The 22943-nt window shown below is 62.0% G+C and carries 18 protein-coding genes; 8 read left to right on the top strand and 10 right to left on the bottom strand.

What is annotated here, in order from left to right; genetic code table 11:
• Nucleotides 1-25: 25 nt before the first annotated feature.
• The 4 genes from C8C89_RS10780 to imuA form a co-directional block, all read right to left on the bottom strand.
• Complete coding sequence (locus C8C89_RS10780) at nt 26-730, bottom strand: glutathione binding-like protein (RefSeq protein WP_133989855.1); 705 nt, start codon at nt 728-730, stop codon at nt 26-28.
• 167 nt (nt 731-897) lie between these two features.
• Complete coding sequence (locus C8C89_RS10775) at nt 898-2625, bottom strand: S41 family peptidase (RefSeq protein ID WP_166674710.1); 1728 nt, start codon at nt 2623-2625, stop codon at nt 898-900.
• 188 nt (nt 2626-2813) lie between these two features.
• Nucleotides 2814-4301 (bottom strand): DNA polymerase Y family protein, encoded by a 1488-nt coding sequence (locus C8C89_RS10770; RefSeq protein WP_133989851.1) that lies wholly within the window; start codon nt 4299-4301, stop codon nt 2814-2816.
• Entirely contained in the window at nt 4231-4941 is a 711-nt protein-coding gene (gene imuA, locus C8C89_RS10765; RefSeq protein ID WP_101482338.1) for a translesion DNA synthesis-associated protein ImuA, read from the bottom strand. Before imuA ends, C8C89_RS10770 begins: the two co-directional genes overlap by 71 nt.
• A 217-nt stretch (nt 4942-5158) precedes the next feature.
• Here imuA and C8C89_RS10760 point away from each other — a divergent pair, with 217 nt between their 5' ends.
• Entirely contained in the window at nt 5159-6424 is a 1266-nt protein-coding gene (locus C8C89_RS10760) for a putative Na+/H+ antiporter (RefSeq protein ID WP_101482339.1), read from the top strand.
• Between the two features lie 64 nt (nt 6425-6488).
• Here the strand turns inward: C8C89_RS10760 and C8C89_RS10755 are convergent, their stop codons facing one another.
• The 3 genes from C8C89_RS10755 to C8C89_RS10745 all read right to left on the bottom strand — a co-directional run bounded on the left by C8C89_RS10755 (nt 6489) and on the right by C8C89_RS10745 (nt 11322).
• Nucleotides 6489-8522: a GNAT family N-acetyltransferase gene (locus C8C89_RS10755; protein ID WP_133989849.1), complete on the bottom strand. Its 2034-nt coding sequence runs from the start codon at nt 8520-8522 to the stop codon at nt 6489-6491.
• 83 nt (nt 8523-8605) lie between these two features.
• A complete protein-coding gene (locus C8C89_RS10750) occupies nt 8606-9820 on the bottom strand; it encodes an MFS transporter (RefSeq protein WP_133989847.1) in 1215 nt (404 codons plus the stop codon).
• 305 nt (nt 9821-10125) lie between these two features.
• Nucleotides 10126-11322 (bottom strand): PHB depolymerase family esterase, encoded by a 1197-nt coding sequence (locus C8C89_RS10745; protein ID WP_133989845.1) that lies wholly within the window; start codon nt 11320-11322, stop codon nt 10126-10128.
• A 397-nt stretch (nt 11323-11719) separates the two neighbouring features.
• Between C8C89_RS10745 and C8C89_RS10740 the strand changes: the two genes are divergently transcribed.
• Complete coding sequence (locus tag C8C89_RS10740; protein ID WP_133989843.1) at nt 11720-12181, top strand: PRC-barrel domain-containing protein; 462 nt, start codon at nt 11720-11722, stop codon at nt 12179-12181.
• Nucleotides 12182-12305: 124 nt separating this feature from the next.
• Here the strand turns inward: C8C89_RS10740 and hrpA are convergent, their stop codons facing one another.
• Complete coding sequence (gene hrpA, locus C8C89_RS10735) at nt 12306-16544, bottom strand: ATP-dependent RNA helicase HrpA (protein WP_166674709.1); 4239 nt, start codon at nt 16542-16544, stop codon at nt 12306-12308.
• 57 nt (nt 16545-16601) lie between these two features.
• Here hrpA and argA point away from each other — a divergent pair, with 57 nt between their 5' ends.
• Nucleotides 16602-17912 carry an amino-acid N-acetyltransferase gene (argA, locus tag C8C89_RS10730; protein WP_046685875.1) on the top strand — a complete coding sequence of 437 codons (1311 nt, stop codon included), beginning with the start codon at nt 16602-16604 and terminating at the stop codon, nt 17910-17912.
• Nucleotides 17913-17959: 47 nt separating this feature from the next.
• Here argA and kdsA read toward each other — a convergent pair whose 3' ends face one another.
• Nucleotides 17960-18805 carry a 3-deoxy-8-phosphooctulonate synthase gene (gene kdsA, locus C8C89_RS10725; RefSeq protein WP_133989841.1) on the bottom strand — a complete coding sequence of 282 codons (846 nt, stop codon included), beginning with the start codon at nt 18803-18805 and terminating at the stop codon, nt 17960-17962.
• Nucleotides 18806-19024: 219 nt separating this feature from the next.
• On the opposite strand from kdsA, the gene C8C89_RS10720 reads away from it, so the two are divergent.
• Together C8C89_RS10720 and C8C89_RS10715 are read left to right on the top strand one after the other, a co-directional pair.
• Nucleotides 19025-19297: an oxidative damage protection protein gene (locus tag C8C89_RS10720; RefSeq protein ID WP_034750797.1), complete on the top strand. Its 273-nt coding sequence runs from the start codon at nt 19025-19027 to the stop codon at nt 19295-19297.
• A gap of 167 nt (nt 19298-19464) precedes the next feature.
• The gene (locus C8C89_RS10715) at nt 19465-20028 is read left to right on the top strand and encodes a DUF6622 family protein (protein WP_243857967.1); all 564 of its coding nucleotides are present in this window, start codon (nt 19465-19467) and stop codon (nt 20026-20028) included.
• 20 nt (nt 20029-20048) lie between these two features.
• Here the strand turns inward: C8C89_RS10715 and rpiA are convergent, their stop codons facing one another.
• Entirely contained in the window at nt 20049-20726 is a 678-nt protein-coding gene (gene rpiA, locus C8C89_RS10710; protein ID WP_101482345.1) for a ribose-5-phosphate isomerase RpiA, read from the bottom strand.
• A gap of 206 nt (nt 20727-20932) precedes the next feature.
• Between rpiA and C8C89_RS10705 the strand changes: the two genes are divergently transcribed.
• From C8C89_RS10705 to C8C89_RS10695, 3 genes are read left to right on the top strand one after another with little or no spacing between them, the layout of a single operon-like run.
• The gene (locus C8C89_RS10705; RefSeq protein WP_101482346.1) at nt 20933-21301 is read left to right on the top strand and encodes a response regulator; all 369 of its coding nucleotides are present in this window, start codon (nt 20933-20935) and stop codon (nt 21299-21301) included.
• A 2-nt stretch (nt 21302-21303) separates the two neighbouring features.
• On the top strand, nt 21304-21930 hold the full coding sequence (locus C8C89_RS10700) for a chemotaxis protein CheC (protein WP_101482347.1): 627 nt from the start codon (nt 21304-21306) through the stop codon (nt 21928-21930).
• A 5-nt stretch (nt 21931-21935) separates the two neighbouring features.
• Nucleotides 21936-22907: a diguanylate cyclase gene (locus tag C8C89_RS10695; protein ID WP_166674708.1), complete on the top strand. Its 972-nt coding sequence runs from the start codon at nt 21936-21938 to the stop codon at nt 22905-22907.
• Nucleotides 22908-22943 lie beyond the last annotated feature (36 nt).

The following is a 22943-nucleotide window of genomic DNA, read 5'->3' as shown; positions in this document are numbered from 1 at the left end:
GCCCGGCCGCCGCAGTTGGCCAACCTTAATCGCGCTTCGGTATGTCCAGGCCCTTGATGACGGCAGGCCGGGCCAGGAACGCTTGCAGCGCGCGCTGCACATTCGGAAAGTTGTCGAAGCCGACGAGGTCGCCAGCGCCATAGAAACCCACGAGGCAGCGCACCCACGGGAAGATGGCGATGTCGGCAATCGTGTACTGCCCGCCCATGATCCAGTCGCGGCCCTGCAGGCGCTGCTCGAGTACGCCCAATAGCCGCCTGGCCTCGCCGAGATAGCGCTCCAGCGGACGTTTGTCTTCATAGTCCTTGCCGGCGAACTTGTGGAAAAAGCCCACCTGGCCAAACATGGGGCCGATACCGCCCATCTGGAACATCAGCCATTGGATGGTTTCGTAGCGCAAGCCCGCGTCCTGCGGCAGGAACTTGCCCGTCTTTTCGGCCAGGTACAACAGGATGGCGCCCGATTCGAACAGGGCCAGCGGCTTGCCGGCGGGACCGTGCGGGTCGAGGATGGCGGGAATCTTGTTGTTCGGATTGAGGGACAGGAATGCGGGCGACATCTGGTCGTTCTGCTCGAAGCTGACCAGGTGCGGCTCGTAAGCCAGGCCCAGTTCTTCCAGCAGGATGGAAACCTTGATGCCGTTCGGCGTGGGCAGAGAATACAGTTGCAGGCGCTCGGGATACCGGGCAGGCCATTTCTGGGTGATGGGAAAGTCGGAGAGTTGGGACATGGAAATCCTAATTGAGGTGTGCGACACGGCGCAAGAAAGCAAGTATAGCCAAGCATGGCAATGTGCGTTGCTTGGCCAGCACGTCCTGCCACCAGCAAGACCATGGGCTAACTGCGTGTAAGCGTGGATAGCGCCACTGGGCGGCCCGGAAATCGCCACGATTGGCATCACTGCTTGCGCTGGTTCAGCAGGCTCACCGCCTTGTTCAGCACAACATCCTCGCCTGCGGCCAGACTTTCTCTGGTGGCACGCACCTCGACATCGGGAAAAATACCGATACCCACGAATTCCCGCCCATCGGGATAGGTATCGCGCTTCGCGCAAATCCGCCCATGGCCGCCGCCCGGCAAATACACCAAGATGGGCTGGCCCGTACTGCCTCCGGTCGCCTCGCCTATCTTTAATCCTCTCTGCAATGTATCGAAGGAAACAAGAAAATCTTCCGCCGCCGAAAACGTTGCTGCGCCTGTCAGCACAGCCACCGGACCGTCAAAAACACGCTTCCGCGAATAATGCGCTTCACTGCCCTTTCCTCCGATGACTTTCCATACGATATCTGCACCGTCACTCCGGGAATAACCATTGTCACTCCGAACGTAACTCTTCGAAAACGGGATCGGCTGCCGGGTCAGATAACTGAGAATATCTGCACCAAACTGTGTAGAACCTCCACCATTTTTCCGGATATCGAGGACGAGCGCCTTGGCCTGCAGGATGTCAGGGAAAACCTTTTCCAATTTTCTGACGCCTTCATCACTCTCGAAATGGTCGAGGGAGAGATAGGCTATTCGCCCGGGCAACATCTTGAATATAAATGCTTCTTTTTTTTCAATATCGGCATGCCCCGACCTGGCGATGACTTCACTACGCTCCAGGCCGGACATATTGCGCAAGCCAAGCGTAATCGGCCTGTCCGCATCCCCCGCCAGGAGCTGATAACCATACGTGCGCAACTGACGATCCTGCTCCGTTGAACTGCTTACCAAGGGCAAAATGTATTGTTTCGCATAGTCCTGAACCGGTATCCCATCGATGCTGAGCACTTCATCGCCAACTGCAAGCCTGGCCTTCAGCGCAGGACTAGAAATTGCCTCTATGACTACTTTATTGTCCAGCATGGCCGTGCGCAACGGTGGCCGGGCATACAATTTCTTGCTGAGTTCTGGCGGCGCATAAATATTCGTGTGGCCATCCCGGAGCAAGGGCGCCAGTTGCGACAGCACTCGGTAATATTCTTCCGTCGTTCCGGCTGCGATCACCTTGCCCAGGTATTCCAGGTAGACCTTATTCCAGTCGAGCTCCGGCACGTTGTCGAAATAGACGAAACTTTCCCTGACCTGGTGCCAAAATTGCGAAAGCCCCGCCACCCGCTCCTCGACGCTCAAGGTGGCGGAGTAGGGATACGCCGCCTCGGATGGCCATAGCTGCCTGGGGATAGCGGCAACGGACAGTATCTTTTGCACGCGTGGATCATCTGCCATCTTTGCCAGGCCGGGCCTGTCTTTCATCACTTTCAGCAGTATCGGCGTCCAGCTTATGTCGTTGATTTCCTGCAAGGTCTTGACCGCCTTGTCTTGCTGCTTCAGTTTGCCATACGTTTCGGCCAGGTCCAGCCTCAGATTAAATCCGCAAAATTTCAGATAAATATTACCAGCCGCCAGATCACGGATCTCCGGCCTGTCAAGATACACGAGGATGGTTTCCAGCGCCTGCGCATATTTTTTCAGCGCCGCCTGGTCATCCCTGGCATTGACAATGATGTTGAAAGCGGCTTTCCGCAGAAACTGTACGTGCTCGTAGCTTGCCATGGCAGTATGCGGAGGCGGCTGATGAGCGGCATGCGCCGGATTCCGACACAACATGAGTCCCAATACCAGCAGCAATAGCAGTTTCATATTTCCCCAAAGATATCGTACCGCGCCTGGCCAGGCATCCTGCATCCATCACACAAGATGCAGGCAGGCGGTCTGGCCATAAACTGAAGAAGCATCTTACAGGAGCAGACCATGTCAATTATCTCCGTTTGTCACGGGACGCCGAGCGCAAAACAGGCAAGCATGGCGCGCAGGAACGGCTGCCCCACTCAGCCAAACAAGCCATGCAAAAACCAGCGCGGCGCGGCCTCTTCACCGCTGCCGGCGATGCGTTCGCGGTAGACCCAGTAATGGGCGTGGTCGAGGCCTTCGGCGATGAAATAATCGCGCGCCTGCGACTGGCCCCACCAGCCCGCCTCGATGCGCTCGGCGACGGACACCATTTTCAGGGGCGAGCCATAGAAGGGCCGGTGTTCGCGCATCAAGAGGGCAATGGGCTGGGCCAGCAGCCAGCCGGGACGGGGCATGCCGGGCAAGCCGGGCGGCAAGTCGGGCAGCGCGCTTTTAGCGCCGGGCTTGGCAGGCAGCGGCAGCCACTGGTTCGCCGCTTCGGGGCGGTAATCGGCGCGCGGCACTGCCTGCAAGACATTCTCGGCGCCCAGGCGCGCCACCAGCAATTCCATCAGGCGCTGGCGCTCCTGCGGCGTGCCGCCCGGCTCGGGAAACAGGCTCTCGCTAGGCGGCGCCATGGGCTGCACCTGCAGCGCTTCCAGGGTGAGACCGATCACGGGCGCCTCCAGCACCAGCTGCGCCAGGCGCTCCTTGAGCAAACGCAACAAGTGTTCGTCACGCCAGACGGCGACACCCAAAGCCAGCTCGATGACGGTGGGCGGGCGCGCCACCCTGCCCCGCTCGTGCGCCAGCAGCAGTTGTATGCGCTCGACAGCAAATTGCCGCGCGCACAGCCAGCCCGTCATCTGCTGCAGCAGGCGGCGCGCGCCGAACAGCAGCGCGTCCGCGTGCTCCACGCGGTCGAACAATTCCAGGCTCGCGCGGAACGTGGGCGGCGCTTCGATCCACAGGTACAGTTCCGTGCTGTGGCCATGCGCGTCGTCGAGCATGTCCAGCAAGGTCCTGCCGCAGCGGCGCTGCAAGCCGGGCCGCGGCAAGTGGCGCAGCTGCCCCAGGTTACGGCAGCCGATGCCCTCCAGCCAGTCCAGGTAGGGGCGCGCGGGCGGCAGCAGGGCGCACGGCAGGCGGTCGAGGCGGCGCACGAGACTGGCCATGCTTAATGTCCGGCCCCGGCGCGTACCGGCGCGCGCCAGCAGCCAGGCGCCCCGCGCCGTGGGGGCACACGACAGCTGGGCCGTGTAGCCGAGCGCGCGCAAGCTGGCCGCGATTTGCCGGCACAGGGCGCGCACACCGCCAAACAGGCGCAGGCTGGCGCCCGCGTCGACCAGCAGGGTGGCTTCTTCGCCCTGCGCCACCAGCGGCGAGTATTGCAGCAGCGCCAGCGCCACCGCTTGCAAGGCTTGCGCTTCCAGTTCGTGCGAGCGTTCATGCAGGCGTGCCTGCGGCGCCAGCATCAGCGCGCCCGCGCGGCGCATGCCCGGCCGGATGCCAGCCGCCTGCGCCAGCGGCGACAGAACCATCACTTGCTCCTGCTCCAGCACCACGCTCAGGCGGTCAGCCGACCAGCGCGGGCAAAACACTTCGAGCGGAAGCAGGGGCAGGCACAGGCCGATCCAGAGTCGCATGACGCAGCAGTAAAGAAGGAGGTTGCAGGGGCAGGAACAGGGGCGCGTCGCGCTGCGGTCCCCGGCGCTTGATGAAGCCGATCTCGATGCCGCCGGCGGCCGGGCGCACGGACAGGCGCAGCGGCGCTGGCGACGCATCCTGCGCGCCGTGCAAGGGGCGCAGCATGCAGAACAGGGTGTTACCGCCTTGCGCGGCCAGGTGCAAGCGGCGCAGGCTGTCGGCGCGCACGTGCGACTGCCAGAACAGCAAGGCGCCGCAACTGCCGCTGCGCAAGATGTTTTCCGCCGCCCACAAAGCATCCTTGCTGCTGGCGCTCTTTAGCCACAGCAGCTGCGACGACACCAGTCCCTGCGCGGCCAGGGCCAGCGCCTGCGGCGGATGGGGCGGCTGCAGCAGCACGATGGGCAAGCCCGGCAGCTGCGCCAGCGCGGGCGCCAGCAGGCGCAATTCGCCGCTGCCCGGCTGCTGCACCAGCAGATCGATGAGGCTGCCGCTGGGCCAACCGCCGCCTGGCAGCTGCGCGGACAGGGCGGCAAAGCCCGTCTCCAGGCAGCGCGTGGCGCCCTGGCCCAGCTGCGATGCACGCCATAAAGAAGGGTGCAAGGCTTCCGGCGAGGCCATCAATTCGGAATGTTGCATAATTAGATATGAAGATGAATACTGTATGTATATACAGTACTATCCGGCCCTCCTTTTGGCAAGGCTTATCTGCTTATTCTCTGTGCATCGCCGCTGCCCGGGCCGCTCCGCCATGTCCGAAAAACCCCGTTTCCGGCATCGATTGCTGTACCATAAGCACTCTCCTTACCGCCTGGCAAAGTACCAGTCGGCTCCCTCCGTCCATAAGGAAACGCATTTGACCACCATCCAAATCATCAGCGCCATCGTCTTCGGCCTTGCTCTCATCCACACCTTCGCCGCCAAATCGTTTGAAACCCTGGCGCAGCGCCACCCCCGTCATGCAGGCATGCTGCACTTGCTGGGCGAAGTGGAAGTCGTGTTCGGCTTCTGGGCCTTCATTTTGATCATCATCATGGCCTTTGTCTCGGGCGGCGAGGCGGCCATCGAGTATGCCGAATCGCGCCAGTACACGGAACCGCTGTTCGTCTTTGTCGTCATGGTGGTAGCCGCCTCGCGCCCCGTGCTCGACGCCGTGCAGCGCCTGTTGAAAAGCGTGGCGCGCGTCATGCCGCTGCGCACGGAACTGGCCCTCGTCTGGCTGGGACTGGCGCTCGTGCCCCTGACGGGCTCGATGATCACGGAACCGGCCGCCATGACCCTGGCTGCGCTGATGCTGGCGCCACAAATCTTCCGTCCGGGCATACCCGAATGGCTGAAATACGGCGCGCTGGGCGTGCTGTTCGTCAACGTGTCCATCGGCGGCACCCTGACTTCATACGCGGCACCGCCCGTGCTGATGGTAGCCACTACGTGGAACTGGGACAGCGCCTTCATGGCCAGCCATTTCGGCTGGAAAGCGGCCATCGCCGTGCTGATCAATGCCACGGGCGTGAGTATCCTGCTGCGCAAATATCTGCACAGCAACACGTCCGACATCAAGCCGAAAGCGGGTGACGTGGAAGCGCCGAAAGTGCCGCTGACCGTCAGCCTGGTGCACCTGGCCGTGCTGGCCGGCGTGGTAGCCCTGGCGCACCATCCCGTGCTGTTCTTCGGCCTGTTCCTGTTCTTCCTCGGCTTCGTGCAGGCGTATGAGCGCTATCAAAGCCCGCTGATCCTGAAAGAAGGTTTGCTGGTCGGCTTCTTCCTCGGCGGCCTGGTGGTACTGGGCGGCATGCAGCAATGGTGGCTGCAGCCCATCGTCTCCAGCCTGAAGCCGCTGGCCCTGTTCTTCGGCGCCCTGGGCTTGACGGCCATTACCGACAATGCGGCCCTCACTTACCTCGGTTCGCTGATCGTCGGCATGACGGACGAAGCGAAATACATGCTGGTGGCTGGCGCCGTGGCCGGTGGCGGCCTGACCGTCATCGCCAACGCGCCGAATCCGGCCGGCGTGGCCCTGCTGCGCCGCGGCTTCAAGGATGAGTCGATCGGCGCCGTCGGCCTGCTGGCCGGTGCCCTGCTGCCGACGGCCGTGGCCGCCCTGGCCTTCCTGGCCCTGTAAGCATGCACTGGGGCGGCTGCCGGCCGCCCCAGCTCCTCTCGGTTTCCCTCCTCAGTTTCCCTCCTCAGTTGCCTTCGTACACCAGGAAGTGCAGGCGGTCATAGAACAGGCTGTAGGCATAGTCGAACGTACCCACGCTGCGAAAACCCTTGTGCAGATACACTTGCAAGGCGTCGCTCTTTTCCCACACCGTCAGGGTGATGCGCGCACAGCCCTTGCGGCTGGCCAGGTCGCGGATTTCATGGAACATCTGCCGGAACAGGCCATGCCCCCGGTATTTCTCGTCGATGGCCAGGCTGCTGACGAAACAGTCGTCGGCGCGCGCATGCGCGAACACGAATGCGTCATAGGCATCGTCGAGCGCCTTCATGTCATCGCGGTAATACGAGACGGCGCCGCAAGCCTGGAATTCGGCCATCGTGGCGGCCGTGAAAAAGCCGATGAAACGGTCGTCCTCGTCATGCAGGCCGTGGATGTGCGTCAGGTAAGGGTCGATGTTCTGCCGCCGCTGCAATTCGACGAACTGCAGATTGAGCTTGTTTCCAAACGAACAGTATTCAAGATAACTGGTGGCAAACAGCAGTTTCGCCATGCGGTTCTTCGCCTCGTCGCCCAGCAGCTCACCTGGCACCAGCCTGAGCGGCGCATGCGACAGCAAGCCCGCCTGCGCCTCGTCGCCGGACGGGGCCGCATCGCCGACGGCCGGCATGCGGCTGCCGTGGCGGCCCACGGTGGGGCACCAGAAATTGCCGGCGGCAATATGCTGCGAACGGTGGGCCAGCAGGTAGCGGCAAAAAACGGCATTCACGCGGTCCAGTTGCGGGTCCTCCGACAGCACCGAGTAATAGTGAAAATGCTCGATGTCCGCCCGCAACTGGGCCGCATACGCCATGCGCGGCACTTCCTCGATGTCGAACACGTCGACGATGTCGGGCAGGCTCAATGGATCGTCGAGTTGCCAATCGATTTCGGCTAGCCGCGCCACGCAGCGCGCATACGCGCGACGCTCCTCGTCGCTCAAGGGGATGTGCATGTCGGTAATGATATCGTCCAGCAGCCGCATGCCTCGGATGCCGCCCGTCACCGCTTCCCGCGCGCCGTCATACAGCACGCAATAGCGCTGGTAGAACTCGGCATGGCTGAGCAGGGTCACGCCCAGGTTTTTCTTCCATTCGGCATAGAACTGACCAAACAGCTGCGCCTCGAATTGCGGGCAAGAACGGGGGATTTCCCCATCGATGCCCGCATAAGCAAGGTTCACATTGCGCTGGATCACACGCAGCGCGGCATCGTTCTTCTTGGCGATCAGCATGCCCGTTTCATCGAGGAACAGATTCATCCAGCTGACATGCTGGCGCGCTTCGCCTTCGCCCTCCTTGCGCTGGAAATAATCGGGCACTTCCGGTTTCATCAGGAAAATCGTCGCCGGCTTATGCGGGATCGTATCGACATCCATATACATGCCGCCGTATTCGCACATGATGAGGATGCGGAAATAATCGGACAAGGTGGCGAAGTAGCGCTGCGCATGCAGGGTATCGAGGATATCGAAGCGGGCAGGAGCAAAGTCCAGCGCCAGCGCGCGCAGCGAGTTGATATGCAGGGTCGTGCCGCCGATGGCGTAGCGGCCTATCGTGTAGCGCCCTGCGCCACCCGTGGGGCTGAAGCGCTCGTCATGGCGCAATTGTTGCGCATCCCAGGCCCACAGGATGGAGACATATGGCGCACCGCCGTTGTGCCGCACCTCTTCCAGCGCCGCGCCCCACTGCTGGATCGCTTCACAGGCGACGGCCGGCAAGGGGCCGCCCATCCAGATGCGGTGCAGGTAGCGCTCGTCGTCGCCCAGTGCGCGCGTGGGGATACAGCTCAGCGAGGAACAGCTTGCCGCATTGAAATACGTAAAATTGCCGGCGACAAAGCTGCGCAGGGCGGCGATGCCTGCCTGGTGCTCCGCTGCCAGTTGTTCCAGGTCGCTGCCGGCTGGCCGAATATCGGCCAGGGTGATGTAATCGAGTTTCAGCCGGTGGATGCGAAACTCGTATTCCAGGTTGAAAATCTTTGCTTGATCGTGTTTTGAGGCCAGGTCATCTATTTTCATGGGCGCACCATTTTCCGCTGGAGGGTGTCAATAAACGTCGCAGGAGGTAACTCAAGGTCGGGAACATGCGCATCGTTGCGCCTTCAGTGCCGGGCCAGCCGCACCTCGCTTTCCCGGCGCCCCGCCATGCCGCGCGCAAACAACAGCAGGCAGCCGGCGATGACCACGATGACGGGGATATTGAGCAGCGCATACGTTTCCAGCGCATAGCCGAAGCGCTGGCACAGCACGTTGTACAGCTGCAGCCAGGCGGACAAATAAATGCAGTACAGCAAGCTCATGGCAGCCGTCGTCAGTGTCATCGATTCCTTGCTGGCAGTGATCGCGCTACGGATCAGGGCGCCATTGAACAGGCCGAAGCCGATGGAATAGACAAACATGCAGGCCGCAAACACGTCGACGTGATGGCGGCCCACGCCCGCGCCCAGCATGCCGGCTGCCGCGATCAGTCCGCCCAGGCGCAGCAGATGCCCGAGCGGGAAATCCTGCCGCAGGCGCTGGATGGCGATGCTGCTGAAGACAAAGCCGGACAAAATCACGCATTGCAGGGCGATATACGTGGCGTAGGAGGCGCCCATCTCCTGCAGCACGAAGATGGGCGAAAAGCCGATCCAGGCCGTCAGGGGCACGGTGGCCAGCCCGGCCGTGAACATGCCGAACATGAAGCGCCCGTTGCTGAAAATGGCGACATAGCTGCGCACGATGGCGCGGCCATCCAGGCGCGGCTGTGTCGGCGCCGTGCGCGGCATGGTCTTGAACAGGCCCAGCAAGGACAGCAAGGCCAGCAGGCCGGAGAGGAAAAACACGTAGCGCCAGTCCAGCCGGCTGATGATGGCGCTGCCGAGGATGGGGCCGGCCAGGGGTGCGAGGATGGTGGTGCTCGACAGAATACTGCTGAGCTTGACGGCCGCCATGTCATCGAACAGTTCATGGATCATGGCATAGCCGACGAAGATGAAGCAGCAGCCCATGCCCTGGATGAAACGCGCGACGAGAAATTGCTCGATCGAGGTGGCAAACGGCACGGCAAGCGTGGCCAGCAGGAACAAGGCATTGCCGCTCAGCACCAGCTTGCGCTTGCCGATGGTGTCGGCCAGCGGGCCCAGGAAAATCTGCAGCGAACTGCCGCCCAGCAGGTACAGGCTCAGGGACAGCGGAACGAACTTCTTCTCCGCCTGGAACTCGTCGACGATGCCCAGCATCGCCGGCATGATCATGTCGTTCGACAGATAAATATTCAGTTCAAAGACGAGGAAAAACGCAAAAAACCACAGCAATTGCCTGGACTTGATGGACATGGCGCATTCCGTAACGTGGGTGGCTGCCGTCAGTGCGCATCGGCCGTCGGGGCATGGGACGGCGAACACAGCTTCACACTGAAAACATGTACCAATTGTATACCAGTTAGTATTTTTAGCGCCTTTTTTTGTGAATTTTAAATACCGCAGCAATACCACTCGGACAAAATCCATGGTACTGCGGCAAAGGCATCTGTGCGGAAAAGGCGCGGCCAGCGTGCCGGCACGCTGGCGCGGCCCTGCGGGGGCGTGGAAGAACGATGCATACCAGTGCCTGGCGCCGTTGCGGCGTTCGGCAGGCTGGCTTACAGTCGGCGGTGGCTGGAGAAGAAATCGAGCAGCATCTTGCTGGCGTCGGGCTTGGCCTTGTCATTGAACGGCAGGCTGGCGTCGCCACCGCTCCACGCGTGTTCAAGGTGATCGACCTGCGCCACGCGCAGCAGCACATCCTTGCCCACCTGATAATCGTGCAGGGCATATGCATGGGCCGGGGTGCGCCCGCCCGCCGCGCCGCCGGGCAGGCGCTGCGCCGTCACCAGCGTATCGGCTGGCAGGCGGTTGACGCGCACACTCTGGCGCACCAGCTGGGTCTGGTTGATCGGCCGCACCACCTTGTCAGCCTGCCCTTGCAGCAGGATGGTGGGCAGGCGGGGAAACGCGGGGTGGCGTGCCAGCACTTCATCGATGGCCGCGTCGGCACGGGCGGCAGCGCCATGCTGCATCACCTGCAGCGCACCGATCAGACTATGCCCGGCGCCAAACACGGGCCCGGAATGCAGGCCCAGCGCGGCAAACAGATGGGGATGGTTCAGGGCCACGATATGGGCCATGCCGGCGCCGGCGGAGATGCCGCAGATATAGATGCGCGTGCGGTCGATGGCATAGCGGGCCGCCACCTGCTCGATGGCGCCGACGATCAGGCGTACGTCGCCGCCCCCCTCCTGCGTCAGCTTGTCATACCACTTCCAGCAGCGGCGTGCATGCGAACGCAACGATTGCTGCGGATACAGCACGGCATAGCCCTTGCGTTCAGCCAGGCGGTTCATGCGTGTGCCTTCGGCAAACTGCGTGGCGCTCTGCTCGCAGCCGTGCAGCATCACCAGCAGCGGCCGGCCCCGGGTGCGCATGGCGGCGCTCGGCGCCTTCTCGGGCAGGTACAGGAAATACGGCAGGCGCCGGCCCGGCAATGGCGCATAGTGGGCGGCCAGCCACTTGCCCGGCGGGGGCGCCGTTCGCTTGCGCACGCGCGGGGGCGACAGGGGCGTGGCGAATGGCGCCAGCGCGGCTGGCGCATCGCTGGCGGGCCTGGCACGCGCCTTGGCGACGGTTTTCACCACCGCCTTGGCGCCGGCCTTGTGCACGACCTTGTTCACTGCCTTGCGAGGCTTGGGCTTGGCCGGCACGGGTCCGAACAGTACCTTGGCCAGCTTGGTCGCCGTGCGCTGCTGCGCCTTACCGGCACGCAATAGCCCGCGCAGCCATTTGGTGGCGGGCTTCACCATGGAAAATCTCGCGCATGTGGTCGTGGAGCGTACCGCAAGTTCATCCCTCTGCATCGTTGCATCGTCAGCATGTGCGGCCTCCTCCTTAGAACGCATAGGGTACCGCAGTTGGCGGACAACACCGTACGTTTGCGCACCGATAAAAGTGCCGCTAAGTAATCCTCAGGAAATTATTGTGAATTTATGCCAAACAGAACCGGATGCTATGCAAGGCGCCCATTGCGACGCAGTGCGAGCACTGCTAGCAGTGGGCAACGCCGCAGAGCGCCGGTTATGGAAGTCAGAAATCATAATAATTTATTGGGGGTTACTTAACACCATTGAGGCAGATCAAGCGCGACCTTGTACGCATGCGTAATCTGGGGACTCGATCAGCCCTTCACGAGGAGAGAACACCATGAGCTATCTGGACCGCGACATCCTGGGCATGTACCGCGACCACGACAGCCCTGAGCCGGACCTGCTGGGGGTCGACACCCTGATCGGCGACGATGTCTACAATTACGGCGACGAGGAACTGGGCAACATCAAGGAAATCATGCTCGACATGCGCACCGGCCAGATCACCTATGCCGTGCTGTCCTTCAGCGGCATTCCGGGCATGGGCGACAAGCTGTTTGCCGTGCCCTGGGAACGCCTGATGCTGGACCCCGTCAACAAGCGCTTCCTGCTGAATGTGGAAAAAAACCGGCTGAAAGATGCGCCCGGTTTCGACAAGAACAACTGGCCCGACATGAGCAGCGATGCGTGGAACCAGCAGATGGAAGCGTTCTATGGCGGCGGCGCCATGGCAGCGGGCCGCATGCAGTCTGGCAGCGACCTGGGCTCACGTTCCTCGCTCAGCGATGATGAGAGGTAGAACCTGGGTCGGGTAGGTCGGATTAGCGGCGTAGCTGCGTAATCCGACACCACCAGCGACACCGCACCACCGTCGCGCCAACGATGGCGTCGGATTACGCGTGGCTTCGCCCCGCTAATCCGGCCTACCGCTGCATCGATTCCCATACCTTTTGCAACCGTTTCGCCGACACCGGCATCGGCGTACGCAATTCCTGCGCAAACAGGGACACGCGCAGCTCTTCGAGCATCCAGCGGAACTCGACCAGTTTCGGGTCCGTGTTCTTGCCGGCCTGGCGGTCCTTGGCCTGGCGCAAGTATGGTGCGGCCGCCGATTGCCATTCGGCCATGAGCTTGGTGTCGCGCGCGGGGTCGGCGCGCAGCTTTTCCAGGCGCACGTTGATCGCCTTCAGGTAGCGGGGGAAATGCGCCAGCTGCGTGTACTCGTTTTCCGTCAGGAAGCGTTTATGCACGAGTCCCTGCAGCTGCGACTGGATATCGGTCGCCGCAGCAGGGGGAATATTCTGCAGGCGCTTGGGCAAGCCGTGGAATTCCGTCAGCACTTGCGACAGCAAACGGGCGATTTCATTGACCAGCAACACGAGGCGCGACTTGCCCTCCGCCTGGCGCTTGGCGAACGAGGCGGCGTCCAGCGGCAGCGGATCTTGCAAGCAAGCAATATCAAGCGCCTTGTTGATGATTTGCTCGCGCAACTCTTCCTGCGAACCCAGGGCCATGAACTGCATGCCCATCTGCTGCAAGCCGGGAATGCTTTTCTCGACGTACTTGATCTGCTCCTTCATTTGCAGCGCAAACAATCGGCGCAAACCGATCTTGTGCGTGCGCGCGGCCACGGTCGGGTCGTCAAACACTTCCAGGTCGCAATGCGTGCCCTTGTCGACCAGCGCCGGGAAGCCGATCAGGGTCAGCTTGCCCTGCACGATTTCCAGCAATTCCGGCAATTCGCCAAAGGTCCAGGCCGTCAATCCCATGTGCTGCGAGACGGTGGCATTCGGGGACGCCGGCGCCGCAGCGGCAGCCGCTCCCTTGGCCGGCGCGCCGCCCTTGCCTGTTGCCGCGTTGGCGGCGGCACCCTGGGCTTGCGCCTGCAGCCGCGACGCCACTTGCGCGCCCGCCACCTTGGCACCGGGCGTGCCCGTGCCGGAAACGCCCGACACTTCGGCCAGTTTCTGGAAACTCTGGCGCGCCTGGCCGCCGAATTCCGCCTGCAGGGTGGCCAGGTTACGGCCCATGTCCAGCTGGCGGCCATGCTCGTCGATCACCTTGAAATTCATGAAGTGATGGGCAGGCAGGGTTTCCGGCTTGAAGTCCGTCGTCAGCACATTGATCGTGATTTGCGTGCGGATGTCGAGGATGATGGCGTCGATCAGGTCACCCCGGCCAAACACGCCCGCCTCGTGCACGCGCTCGCAGAATTTCGCCGCATAGTCAGGCAAGGGCACGCAGTGGCGGCGCAGCTTTTGCGGCAAGGACTTGAGCAGCAGATGCACTTTTTCCTTCAGCATGCCCGGCACCAGCCATTCGCAGCGCTCGCGCGGCAACTGGTTCAGCGCATACAGCGGCACGCTCAACGTCACGCCATCGCGCACGCTGCCCGGCTCGAAGTGGTACGTCAGGCCCATTTCCAGGCCCGTCACGGACATGGTTTTCGGGAACAGATCCGTCGTCACACCGGCCGCCTCGTGGCGCATCAGCTCTTCGCGGTTCAAATACAGCAGCTTCGGATTGTCGCGCGTGGCGTCCTTGTGCCATTTTTCGAAACCGGCGCCATTGCACACGTCGGCCGGCAGCAGCTTGTCGTAGAAGGCGGCGATCAGTTCATCGTCGACCAGCACGTCCAGGCGGCGCGATTTGTGCTCAAGGTTTTCGATGTCCTTGATCAGCTTGTGGTTGTGCGCAAAGAATGGCGCGCGCGTGTCGAAGTCGCCGCCGACGAGCGCATCGCGGATGAAGATTTCGCGCGCTTCCGGCAAGTTGAAATTGCCGTAATTGATGCGGCGCTGGCTGTACACCACCAGCCCATACAAAGTCGCCCGTTCGGACGCCGTCACTTGCGCCGAACGCTTTTCCCAGCGCGGCTCGCCCCACGATTTTTTCAGCAGGTGCACGCCCACTTTTTCCAGCCACTCGGGCTGGATCTGCGCTACGCAGCGCGCGTACAAACGCGTCGTGTCGACCAGTTCGGCTGCCATGATCCACTTGCCCGGCTTTTTCAGCAGCGAGGAACCGGGCCAGATGTGGAACTTGATGCCGCGCGCGCCCAGATAGCCCGCACCCGGCTCGTCCTCGCCCTTGAAACCGATATTGCCCAGCAAGCCGGTCAGCAAGGCCATGTGCAAATTATCATAGGTAGCAGGTGCTTCGTTCAGGCGCCAGCCCTGTTCCTTGACGATGGTCAGCAGCTGCGAGTGCACGTCGCGCCATTCGCGCAAGCGCATCTGCGACAGGAAATTCGTGCGGCAATTGTCCTGCAGCTGGCGGTTGGTTTTCTTGTGCTCGATGGCAGACTCGAACCAGCGCCAGATTTTAAGATAGCTCAAGAATTCCGACTTTTCATCGGCAAACTTCTTGTGCGCCTCGTCAGCCGCCTGCTGGTGCTCCATCGGGCGGTCGCGCGGGTCCTGTACCGACAACGCGGAGGCGACGATCAGTACTTCCGTCAGGCAGGCGTTATCCAGCGCGGCCAGGATCATGCGGCCCACGCGCGGGTCCAGCGGCAGCTTGGCCAGCTTGTTGCCCAGCGGCGTCAGTTTATTGACTTCATCGACGGCGCCCAGTTCCTGCAGCAACTGGTAGCCGTCGGCCACCGCGCGCGCCAGCGGCGGCTCGATGAAGGGGAAGGTTTCCACGTCCGTCAGGTGCAGGGATTTCATGCGCAGGATGACGGCCGCCAGCGAGGAGCGCAGGATTTCCGGCTCCGTGAATTTGGGCCGCAGCAGATAATCCTGCTCTTCATACAGGCGGATGCAGACGCCATCGGCCACGCGGCCGCAACGGCCAGCGCGCTGGTTGGCGGCCGACTGGGCGATCGGCTCGACCTGCAGTTGCTCGACCTTGTTCCGATAACTGTAGCGCTTGACCCGCGCCAGGCCCGCGTCGACCACATAGCGGATGCCGGGCACGGTCAGCGAGGTTTCCGCCACGTTGGTCGCCAGCACGATGCGGCGCGCATTGCTGGTCTTGAACACGCGCTCCTGCTCTTCGGCGGACAAACGGGCGAACAGGGGCAAAATCTCCACATGCGGCGGATGGTGTTTGCGCAGCGCTTCGGCGCAGTCGCGGATTTCGCGCTCACCGGGCAAGAACACCAGCACGTCACCCGAGCCGATGCGGCACAGCTCTTCCACGCCATCGACGACGGCATCCATCAGGTCGCGCTTTTCGCGCGCGGCGGCGGTGCGCTGGCCCGGCTTGTCGGCATTGCTGCCTGCGCCCGGCATGGCTACCTGCTCGCGTTCCACTGGGCGGTAGCGCACTTCCACCTGGTACAAACGGCCCGACACTTCGATCACGGGCGCGGGCTTTTCCGGCGTGCCGAAATGGCGCGAGAAGCGTTCCGCATCGATGGTGGCCGAGGTGATGATGATTTTTAAATCGGGGCGGCGCGGCAGCAGCTGTTTCAGATAGCCGAGCAGGAAATCGATGTTCAGGCTGCGTTCGTGCGCTTCATCGATGATGATGGTGTCGTAATTTTTCAACAACGGGTCGGTCTGCGTCTCGGCCAGCAAGATACCGTCCGTCATCAGCTTGACGGAGGCGCCACGGCTCAGGGTGTCGGTAAAGCGCACCTTGAAACCCACCGTTTCGCCCAGCGGCGTTCCCAGCTCCTGCGCGATGCGCTTGGCCGTCGAGGAAGCGGCGATACGCCGCGGCTGCGTATGGCCGATCATGCCCTTCTGGCCACGTCCCAGTTCCAGGCAAATCTTCGGCAACTGCGTCGTCTTGCCGGAACCCGTCTCACCCGAGACGATGATGACCTGGTTTTCCATCAGGGCCTTGGCGATTTCGGCGCGCCGGCCCGAAACGGGCAAGTCTTCCGGATAGGTAATCGGCGGCAGCGGATTGCGGAATGCCTTTTCCGCCTCGCGCGCGGCGCGGGCAGCGTCACGGCTCTCGCGACTCTCGCGCTCTTCGCGGCTAGCCTGGTCATTGCGCGGCGCCTGCCCCTCGCGCGGCGGGCGCGGCGCGCGCTGCTGCTGTTGCTGTTTCTGCTGTTCCGTGCGTGGCGCCTGCGGCCTTTGCTGGCTCACGGGCGGGCGCTGGCGGCCCTGCGCAGGCGCGGCGGCAGGCGTGGAAACATCCCCGCTGGCGGGCACATTTGCAACGGAGGAAGGAGGGGAAGACTTATTGCTGGCTGAAGACATTGTTTTTTTACAGGTATTTTAAGCGCGCACATCGCGCAGCGAATTATAATGCGCTTAATGGAAAACCCTACCCAATTCGTCCAATGGCTGCGCTCGGTCGCGCCCTACATCCACGCCTTTCGCGGCAAGACCTTCGTGGTCGCCTTCCCCGGTGAACTCGTCAGCGCCGGGGCGCTGCAGGTGCTGGCCCATGATTTGTCCCTGCTACATGCGCTGGACATCAATGTCACCGTTGTCTACGGCTCGCGGCCGCAGGTGGCGGAACAACTGGCCTTGCGTAACGTCGAAGGCCGCTTCCACAATGGCGTGCGCATCACGGACATCGCCGCGCTGGAATGCGCGAAAGAGGCCGCCGGCGAGCTGCGTCTCGATATCGAGGCCGCGTTCAGCCAGGGCTTGCCGAACACGCCGATGTCGCATGCGGCCATCCGTATCATTTCCGGCAACTTCATCACGGCGCGCCCGCTGGGCGTGATCGATGGCGTGGACCTGGAACTGACGGGCATCACGCGCAAGGTGGACGCCGAAACCATCCATTCCATCCTCGGTTCGGACGGCCTGGTGCTTCTGTCGCCGCTGGGATTCTCGCCCACGGGCGAAGCGTTCAACCTGACCATGGAAGACGTGGCCTGCAGCGCCGCCATCGCCCTGCACGCGGACAAACTGATTTTCATCACGGAAACGCCGATGATGGAAGACGCCACGGGCGTGGAAATCCGCGAACTGTCGTCGCACCAGGCCGAAGCCGTGCTGATGGCCGGTTTCCTGCCGGACGCCACGGCGTTCTACCTGAAACATTGCGTCAAGGCATGCCACAACGGCGTCGAGCGCTCGCACATCGTGCCGTTCTCGATGGACGGTTCGGCCCTGCTGGAATTGTTCACCCATGATGGCGTGGGTACCATGATCAGTCATGAAAACCTGGAAAGCCTGCGCCAGGCCACCATCGAAGACGTGGGCGGCATCATCAAGCTGATCGAACCACTGGAAGCGGACGGCACCCTCGTCAAGCGAGGCCGCGAGCTGATCGAGCGCGAAATCGATTATTTCTCCGTCATCGAACATGATGGCGTGATCTTCGGCTGCGCCGCCCTGTATCCCTTCCCCGCGCAAAAGATGGCGGAAATGGCATGCCTGACCGTCAACCCGGAAGTGCAAGCCCAGGGCGACGGCGAGCGTATTCTGAAACACATGGAGAACCGCGCGCGCGCCGCCGGCCTGAACAAACTCTTCGTGCTGACCACGCGCACCTCGCACTGGTTCAAGAAACGGGGCTTCGTACCGGCCACCGTCGACGATTTGCCGAAGGACCGCCAGCATATGTATAACTGGCAACGTAAATCCCAAGTGCTCATCAAGACACTGTAAAACTGAAAAAGCCCGGCATGCCGGGCTTTTTCATTACTTAAACAGGATTACTTGATATTCAGCGGTGCGAACGATTTCACCAGGTCGTCGAGCGCCTTCAATTGCGCCAGGAATGGTTCCAGCTGGTCCAGCGGCAAGGCGCTGGGGCCGTCGCAGCGGGCGTTGTCGGGGTCCGGATGGGCTTCCAGGAACAGGCCGGCGATGCCGACGGCCAGGCCGGCGCGGGCCAGGTCCGCCACTTGCTGGCGGCGGCCACCCGAGGCGGCGCCACCGGGGTCGCGCTGCTGCAGCGCGTGCGTGACGTCGAAGATGATAGGCAAGTCGTCACACGTTTTCTTCATGACGCCAAAGCCCAGCATGTCGACCACCAAGTTATCGTAGCCCAGGCAGGTGCCGCGGTCGCACAGGATCAATTGGTCGTTGCCCGCTTCCTTGAATTTCTCGACGATATTGGCCATCTGGCCAGGGCTCAAAAACTGCGGCTTCTTGATATTGATGACTTTACCGGTTTTCGCCAGGGCCACGACCAGGTCCGTCTGGCGCGCCAGGAAGGCGGGCAATTGCAGCACGTCCACCACTTCGGCCACTTGCTGCGCCTGCCATGGCTCATGCACATCGGTAATCACGGGCACCCCAAACGCCGCCTTCACATCCTGGAACATGCGCATGCCTTCTTCCAGGCCTGGACCGCGGTAGGAATGAATCGATGAACGGTTGGCCTTGTCGAAACTGGCCTTGAACACATATGGAATGCCCAGTTTTTGCGTCACGCGCACATATTCTTCGCAGGCGCGCATGGCAAGATCGCGCGATTCGAGCACGTTAATGCCGCCAAACAGCACGAAGCTGCCTGTATTGCTGACATCGATGCCATGGACTTTCACTGAGGTCATAGGGATTCCATATTGGTTAATTGTTATTACTTACTGTGAAGAGGCGCAGCCAGCGGCTGGCGCGATAAGGCATCTTACTAGCTGGGGCGGCGCAGATCAAATTTGATCCAGCGCAAGGGACCGGCAAACGGCGCGTGGCCTGGCCGCGACGGCCCCGCGAGGGCAGGCGCAAAGTGCCTTATAATCACGCTTTATCTCTATACTGATTCAGGAGCACAGATGGCCCGCACGATCCACTGCATCAAACTCAACAAGGAAGCCGAAGGACTGGATTTCCCACCGTACCCGGGCGAACTGGGCAAGAAGATTTACGAATCGGTGTCGAAAGAAGCGTGGGCCGCCTGGCTCAAGCACCAGACCATGCTGGTCAATGAAAACCGCCTGAACCTGGCCGACGCGCGCGCCCGCAAATACCTGGCCACGCAAATGGAAAAACATTTCTTCGGTGATGGCGCCGATGCGGCCATGGGCTACGTGCCACCAACGGAATAAGTTTTATCGCTTGCCCGTGACCACGTCACGGGCAGTTTTACCTTCGTTTCACGCCCTCCCCCGCCGTTTCACGGCACCTCATCCCCGTTTCGTCGCAAGCGCCTCGCCGACCCTGCCGCCGGCTGGCACAGTACGTCCATCGACAACTTCATTCCAGGGCGGACACCATGTTGCAGCAAATCTTCAGCCACACTCCCCTCTACGTCTGGGTCATCCTGGGATTTCTCGTCTACCGCGGCGTGCTGGCCAGCCGCGCGCGTGAAGTGACCTTGCGCAAGCTGTGCATCATTCCCCTGGTCATGCTGGCCCTGTCCCTGAGCGGCGTGTACGGCAGCTTCGGCCTGGCCGGCATTGCGCCATTCGCCTGGACCGCCGGCGCCCTGGCCGGTGCGGCGCTGGCCTGGACGCTGGTCGATACAAACAAGATCGTGGCCGTTACCGAGCGGGGCAGCGTGCGGCGCCCTGGCAGCTGGGTGCCATTGATCTTGATGATGAGCATCTTCTGCATGAAATATGCGGTTGCCGTGACCCTGGCCATCGCCCCGGCGACTGCCCATGCGACCGGCTTCGTCGTGCCAGTCTGCCTCGCCTACGGCAGCTTCAGCGGCATCTTCCTCGGCGGTTTGCTGCGCACCGTGGCCGTGTACCGGGCGGTGCAAACGGAAGGCTGGGGGCAGACCCGGCGGGGGAATGCGCCCCAGTGGGGCGCATTCCGATCACGCGGTGACTGACCCCGGATTTCTGCTACGTATCAGTATGCCAACGTCCGCACGCCTTCCGGCGTGCCCAGCAGGCAAACGTTGGCGCCGCGCACGGCGAACAAGCCGACGGCGATGACGCCGACGATCTGGTTGATCTGCTGCTCCAGCGCCACCGGGTCGGCGATCTGCAAGCCCAGCACGTCGATGATTTCGCCACCGTTGTCAGTGATGAACGCTTCGGTGCTGCCGGCCTTCAGGCGCAAGCGGGGCGTGCCGCCAAGCGCAGCCAGCTGGCGCGATACGGCGGCGCGCGCCATCGGCACCACTTCCACCGGCAGCGGGAAGGCACCCAGGGTCTCGACGAGCTTGGAGCCGTCGGCGATGCAGACGAACTGCTTCGCTACGGAAGCCACAATCTTTTCACGCGTCAATGCTGCGCCGCCGCCCTTGATCATGGCGCCGCTGGCCGTGATTTCATCGGCGCCGTCGATGTAGACGGCGATCGACTCGACGTCGTTGAGGTCGAAGACGGCAATACCATGACCGGCCAGGCGGGCGGCCGTCGCTTCGGACGACGCGACGGTGCCCTTGATGGTGTCCTTGATCTTGGCCAGTTCATCGATGAAAAAATTGGCGGTGGAACCGGTGCCGACACCGATGATTTCACCCTCAACCACATAGGCTATGGCGGCGCGGGCTACGGCTTGCTTCAATTCGTCTTGGGTCATGACATTCAGGCTAAAGTGGGGAATGGCGCTATTTTAACGGATTGCCGGCCCGGCTAGCCGGCCATGGTGACCGGCCATTCCATTTGATACAACAGGCAAGTGGGAAAACCTTGCCATAGGGCAATTCCCCATTCAATTACTCTCTATGGCCCTTAAAATATGCGAAAATGGAGCGATAGCCCGATATGACGTTTCAGGAATAGCCAATGAATCACAGTAAGCAGGTACTTGTTGTCGATGACAGCAGGGTTTCACGTTTGATGTCGCATCAGTTCATCCTCAGTAAACATGCCGACTGGCAAGTGATTGAGGCGGCGACGGGTGAAGAAGCCCTGGAAAAAGTCAAGACAGCCAGCCCTGCCCTGATATTACTGGATGTCAACATGCCTGGCATGGGCGGCGTGGCGGCGGCGGAACAATTGCGCGCGCTGTGCCCGAAAACGCACATCATTCTCGTCACGGCGAATGTGCAAAACGCCATCCGCAACCGCGCCAGCGAACTGGGCGTGGGCTTCATGGAAAAACCCATCACGGAAACCCGCATCCATCAGCTGATCGAATCACTGGGACTGTGAGCATGGTCAATCTCTCCGAACTCGAAAACGATGCCCTGGTAGAGATATTCAACATCGGGGTAGGCCATGCGGCCGCCTCGATGAGCGAGATCGTCAACGAAGAAGTCACCATGTCGGTGCCGTCGATCACCTTCCTGAACCGTGCCGACGCGGCCGCCCTGCTGGGCAGCAAGAAGGATGGCGAACGCATCTGCGGCGTCAGCCAGCATTACGATGGCGCCTTCGCCACCGAGGCCATCCTGATGTTCCCGGAAGACAAGAGCCTGGAAATCGTGCGCCTGATGGTGGGCGACGCCATGCCGCTGCAGGAACTGACGGAAATGGAACAGGAGGCGATGAGCGAAATCGGCAACATCATCCTCAACTCCTGCGTGGGTACCCTGGCCAACCTGTTCGACAGCGAACTGCATGGCTCGCTGCCCCTGTACCACGTGGGCACCAGCGCAGAAATCCTGTCATCTTTCGGTGGCCACGATGACGACGCCGTCGTGCTGATGCTGCATATCGACTTCGTGCTGTCCCGGCACCAGATCCACGGCTATGTCGCCTTCGTGCTCGACCTGTCCGCCTTGCACGACCTGAAGCAGCAGGTCAGCCACTATCTGGCCAAGGTACTGGGACAGGCGTGACGATCATGCCGGATGCCTTACACCGACTCGCCCTGCTCGAGAGCATCATTGGCGCCGTGAACCTGGGCGCCATCGTGCTCGATGAGCAGCACCGCATCGTGCTGTGGAACCACTGGATGAAGCGCCACTCGGCGTGCCCGGCCGACGCCGTGCTGGGCCAGGACTTCTTCACCGTCTATCCGGAACTGCGGCACAAGCGCATCGATTCGGCCATCACCCAGGCCCTGCGCGACAATTTCCAGTCTCTGCTGTCGCAAACCCTGCACAAGGCGCCATTTGCCCTGTATACGCATGGCACGGCCGCTGGCGCGGTGGAAGGCCAGGAACGCATGCAGCAAGCCATCGCCGTCACCCCGATCAATTTACCCGGCTCACCGCGCCACTGCCTGATCCAGATCAATGATGTCACCATCGCTGTGGGCCGCGAAAAGCTGTTGCGTGAACAGGCCATGGTCTTGCGGTCGCAAACCTTTTCCGACGGCTTGACGGGCATCGCCAACCGCCGCCACTTCGACGTGGCGATCGAGAAGGAAATGCGGCGCGCCATGCGCACGGGCAGCCCCCTGTCGCTGCTGATGATCGATATTGACCATTTCAAGGATTACAACGACCATTACGGTCACCAGCAAGGCGACGACTGCCTGATCCGCGTGGCAGCCGAACTGGCCGCCATGCTGCAGCGCCCCACCGACCTGCTGGCGCGCTATGGCGGCGAGGAATTTGCCGCCATCCTGCCCGACACCGACGCCGCGCAGGCGCTGCGCATGGCCCAGGCGATCCGTGAACGGGCGGCAGAGCTGCGTATTCCGCATGCCAAGACGGGCGATGAGGTCAAGCACATCACGGTCAGCATCGGCATCGCCACGCAGCACCCGCAGCAGCAACTGGCCACCTCCGCCCTGATCGGCGCCGCCGACCGCGCCCTGTACCTGGCCAAAGGCGCCGGGCGCAACAGGGTCATGGTACAGCCACTGTAGGAAAGCAACGCCGTTACGCAATTCCAGTAGACAACT

The organism is Janthinobacterium sp. 75 (assembly GCF_004365495.1).
Classification (GTDB): Bacteria; Pseudomonadota; Gammaproteobacteria; order Burkholderiales; family Burkholderiaceae_D; genus Janthinobacterium.
This window is presented reverse-complemented; position numbering and strand designations above follow the sequence as displayed.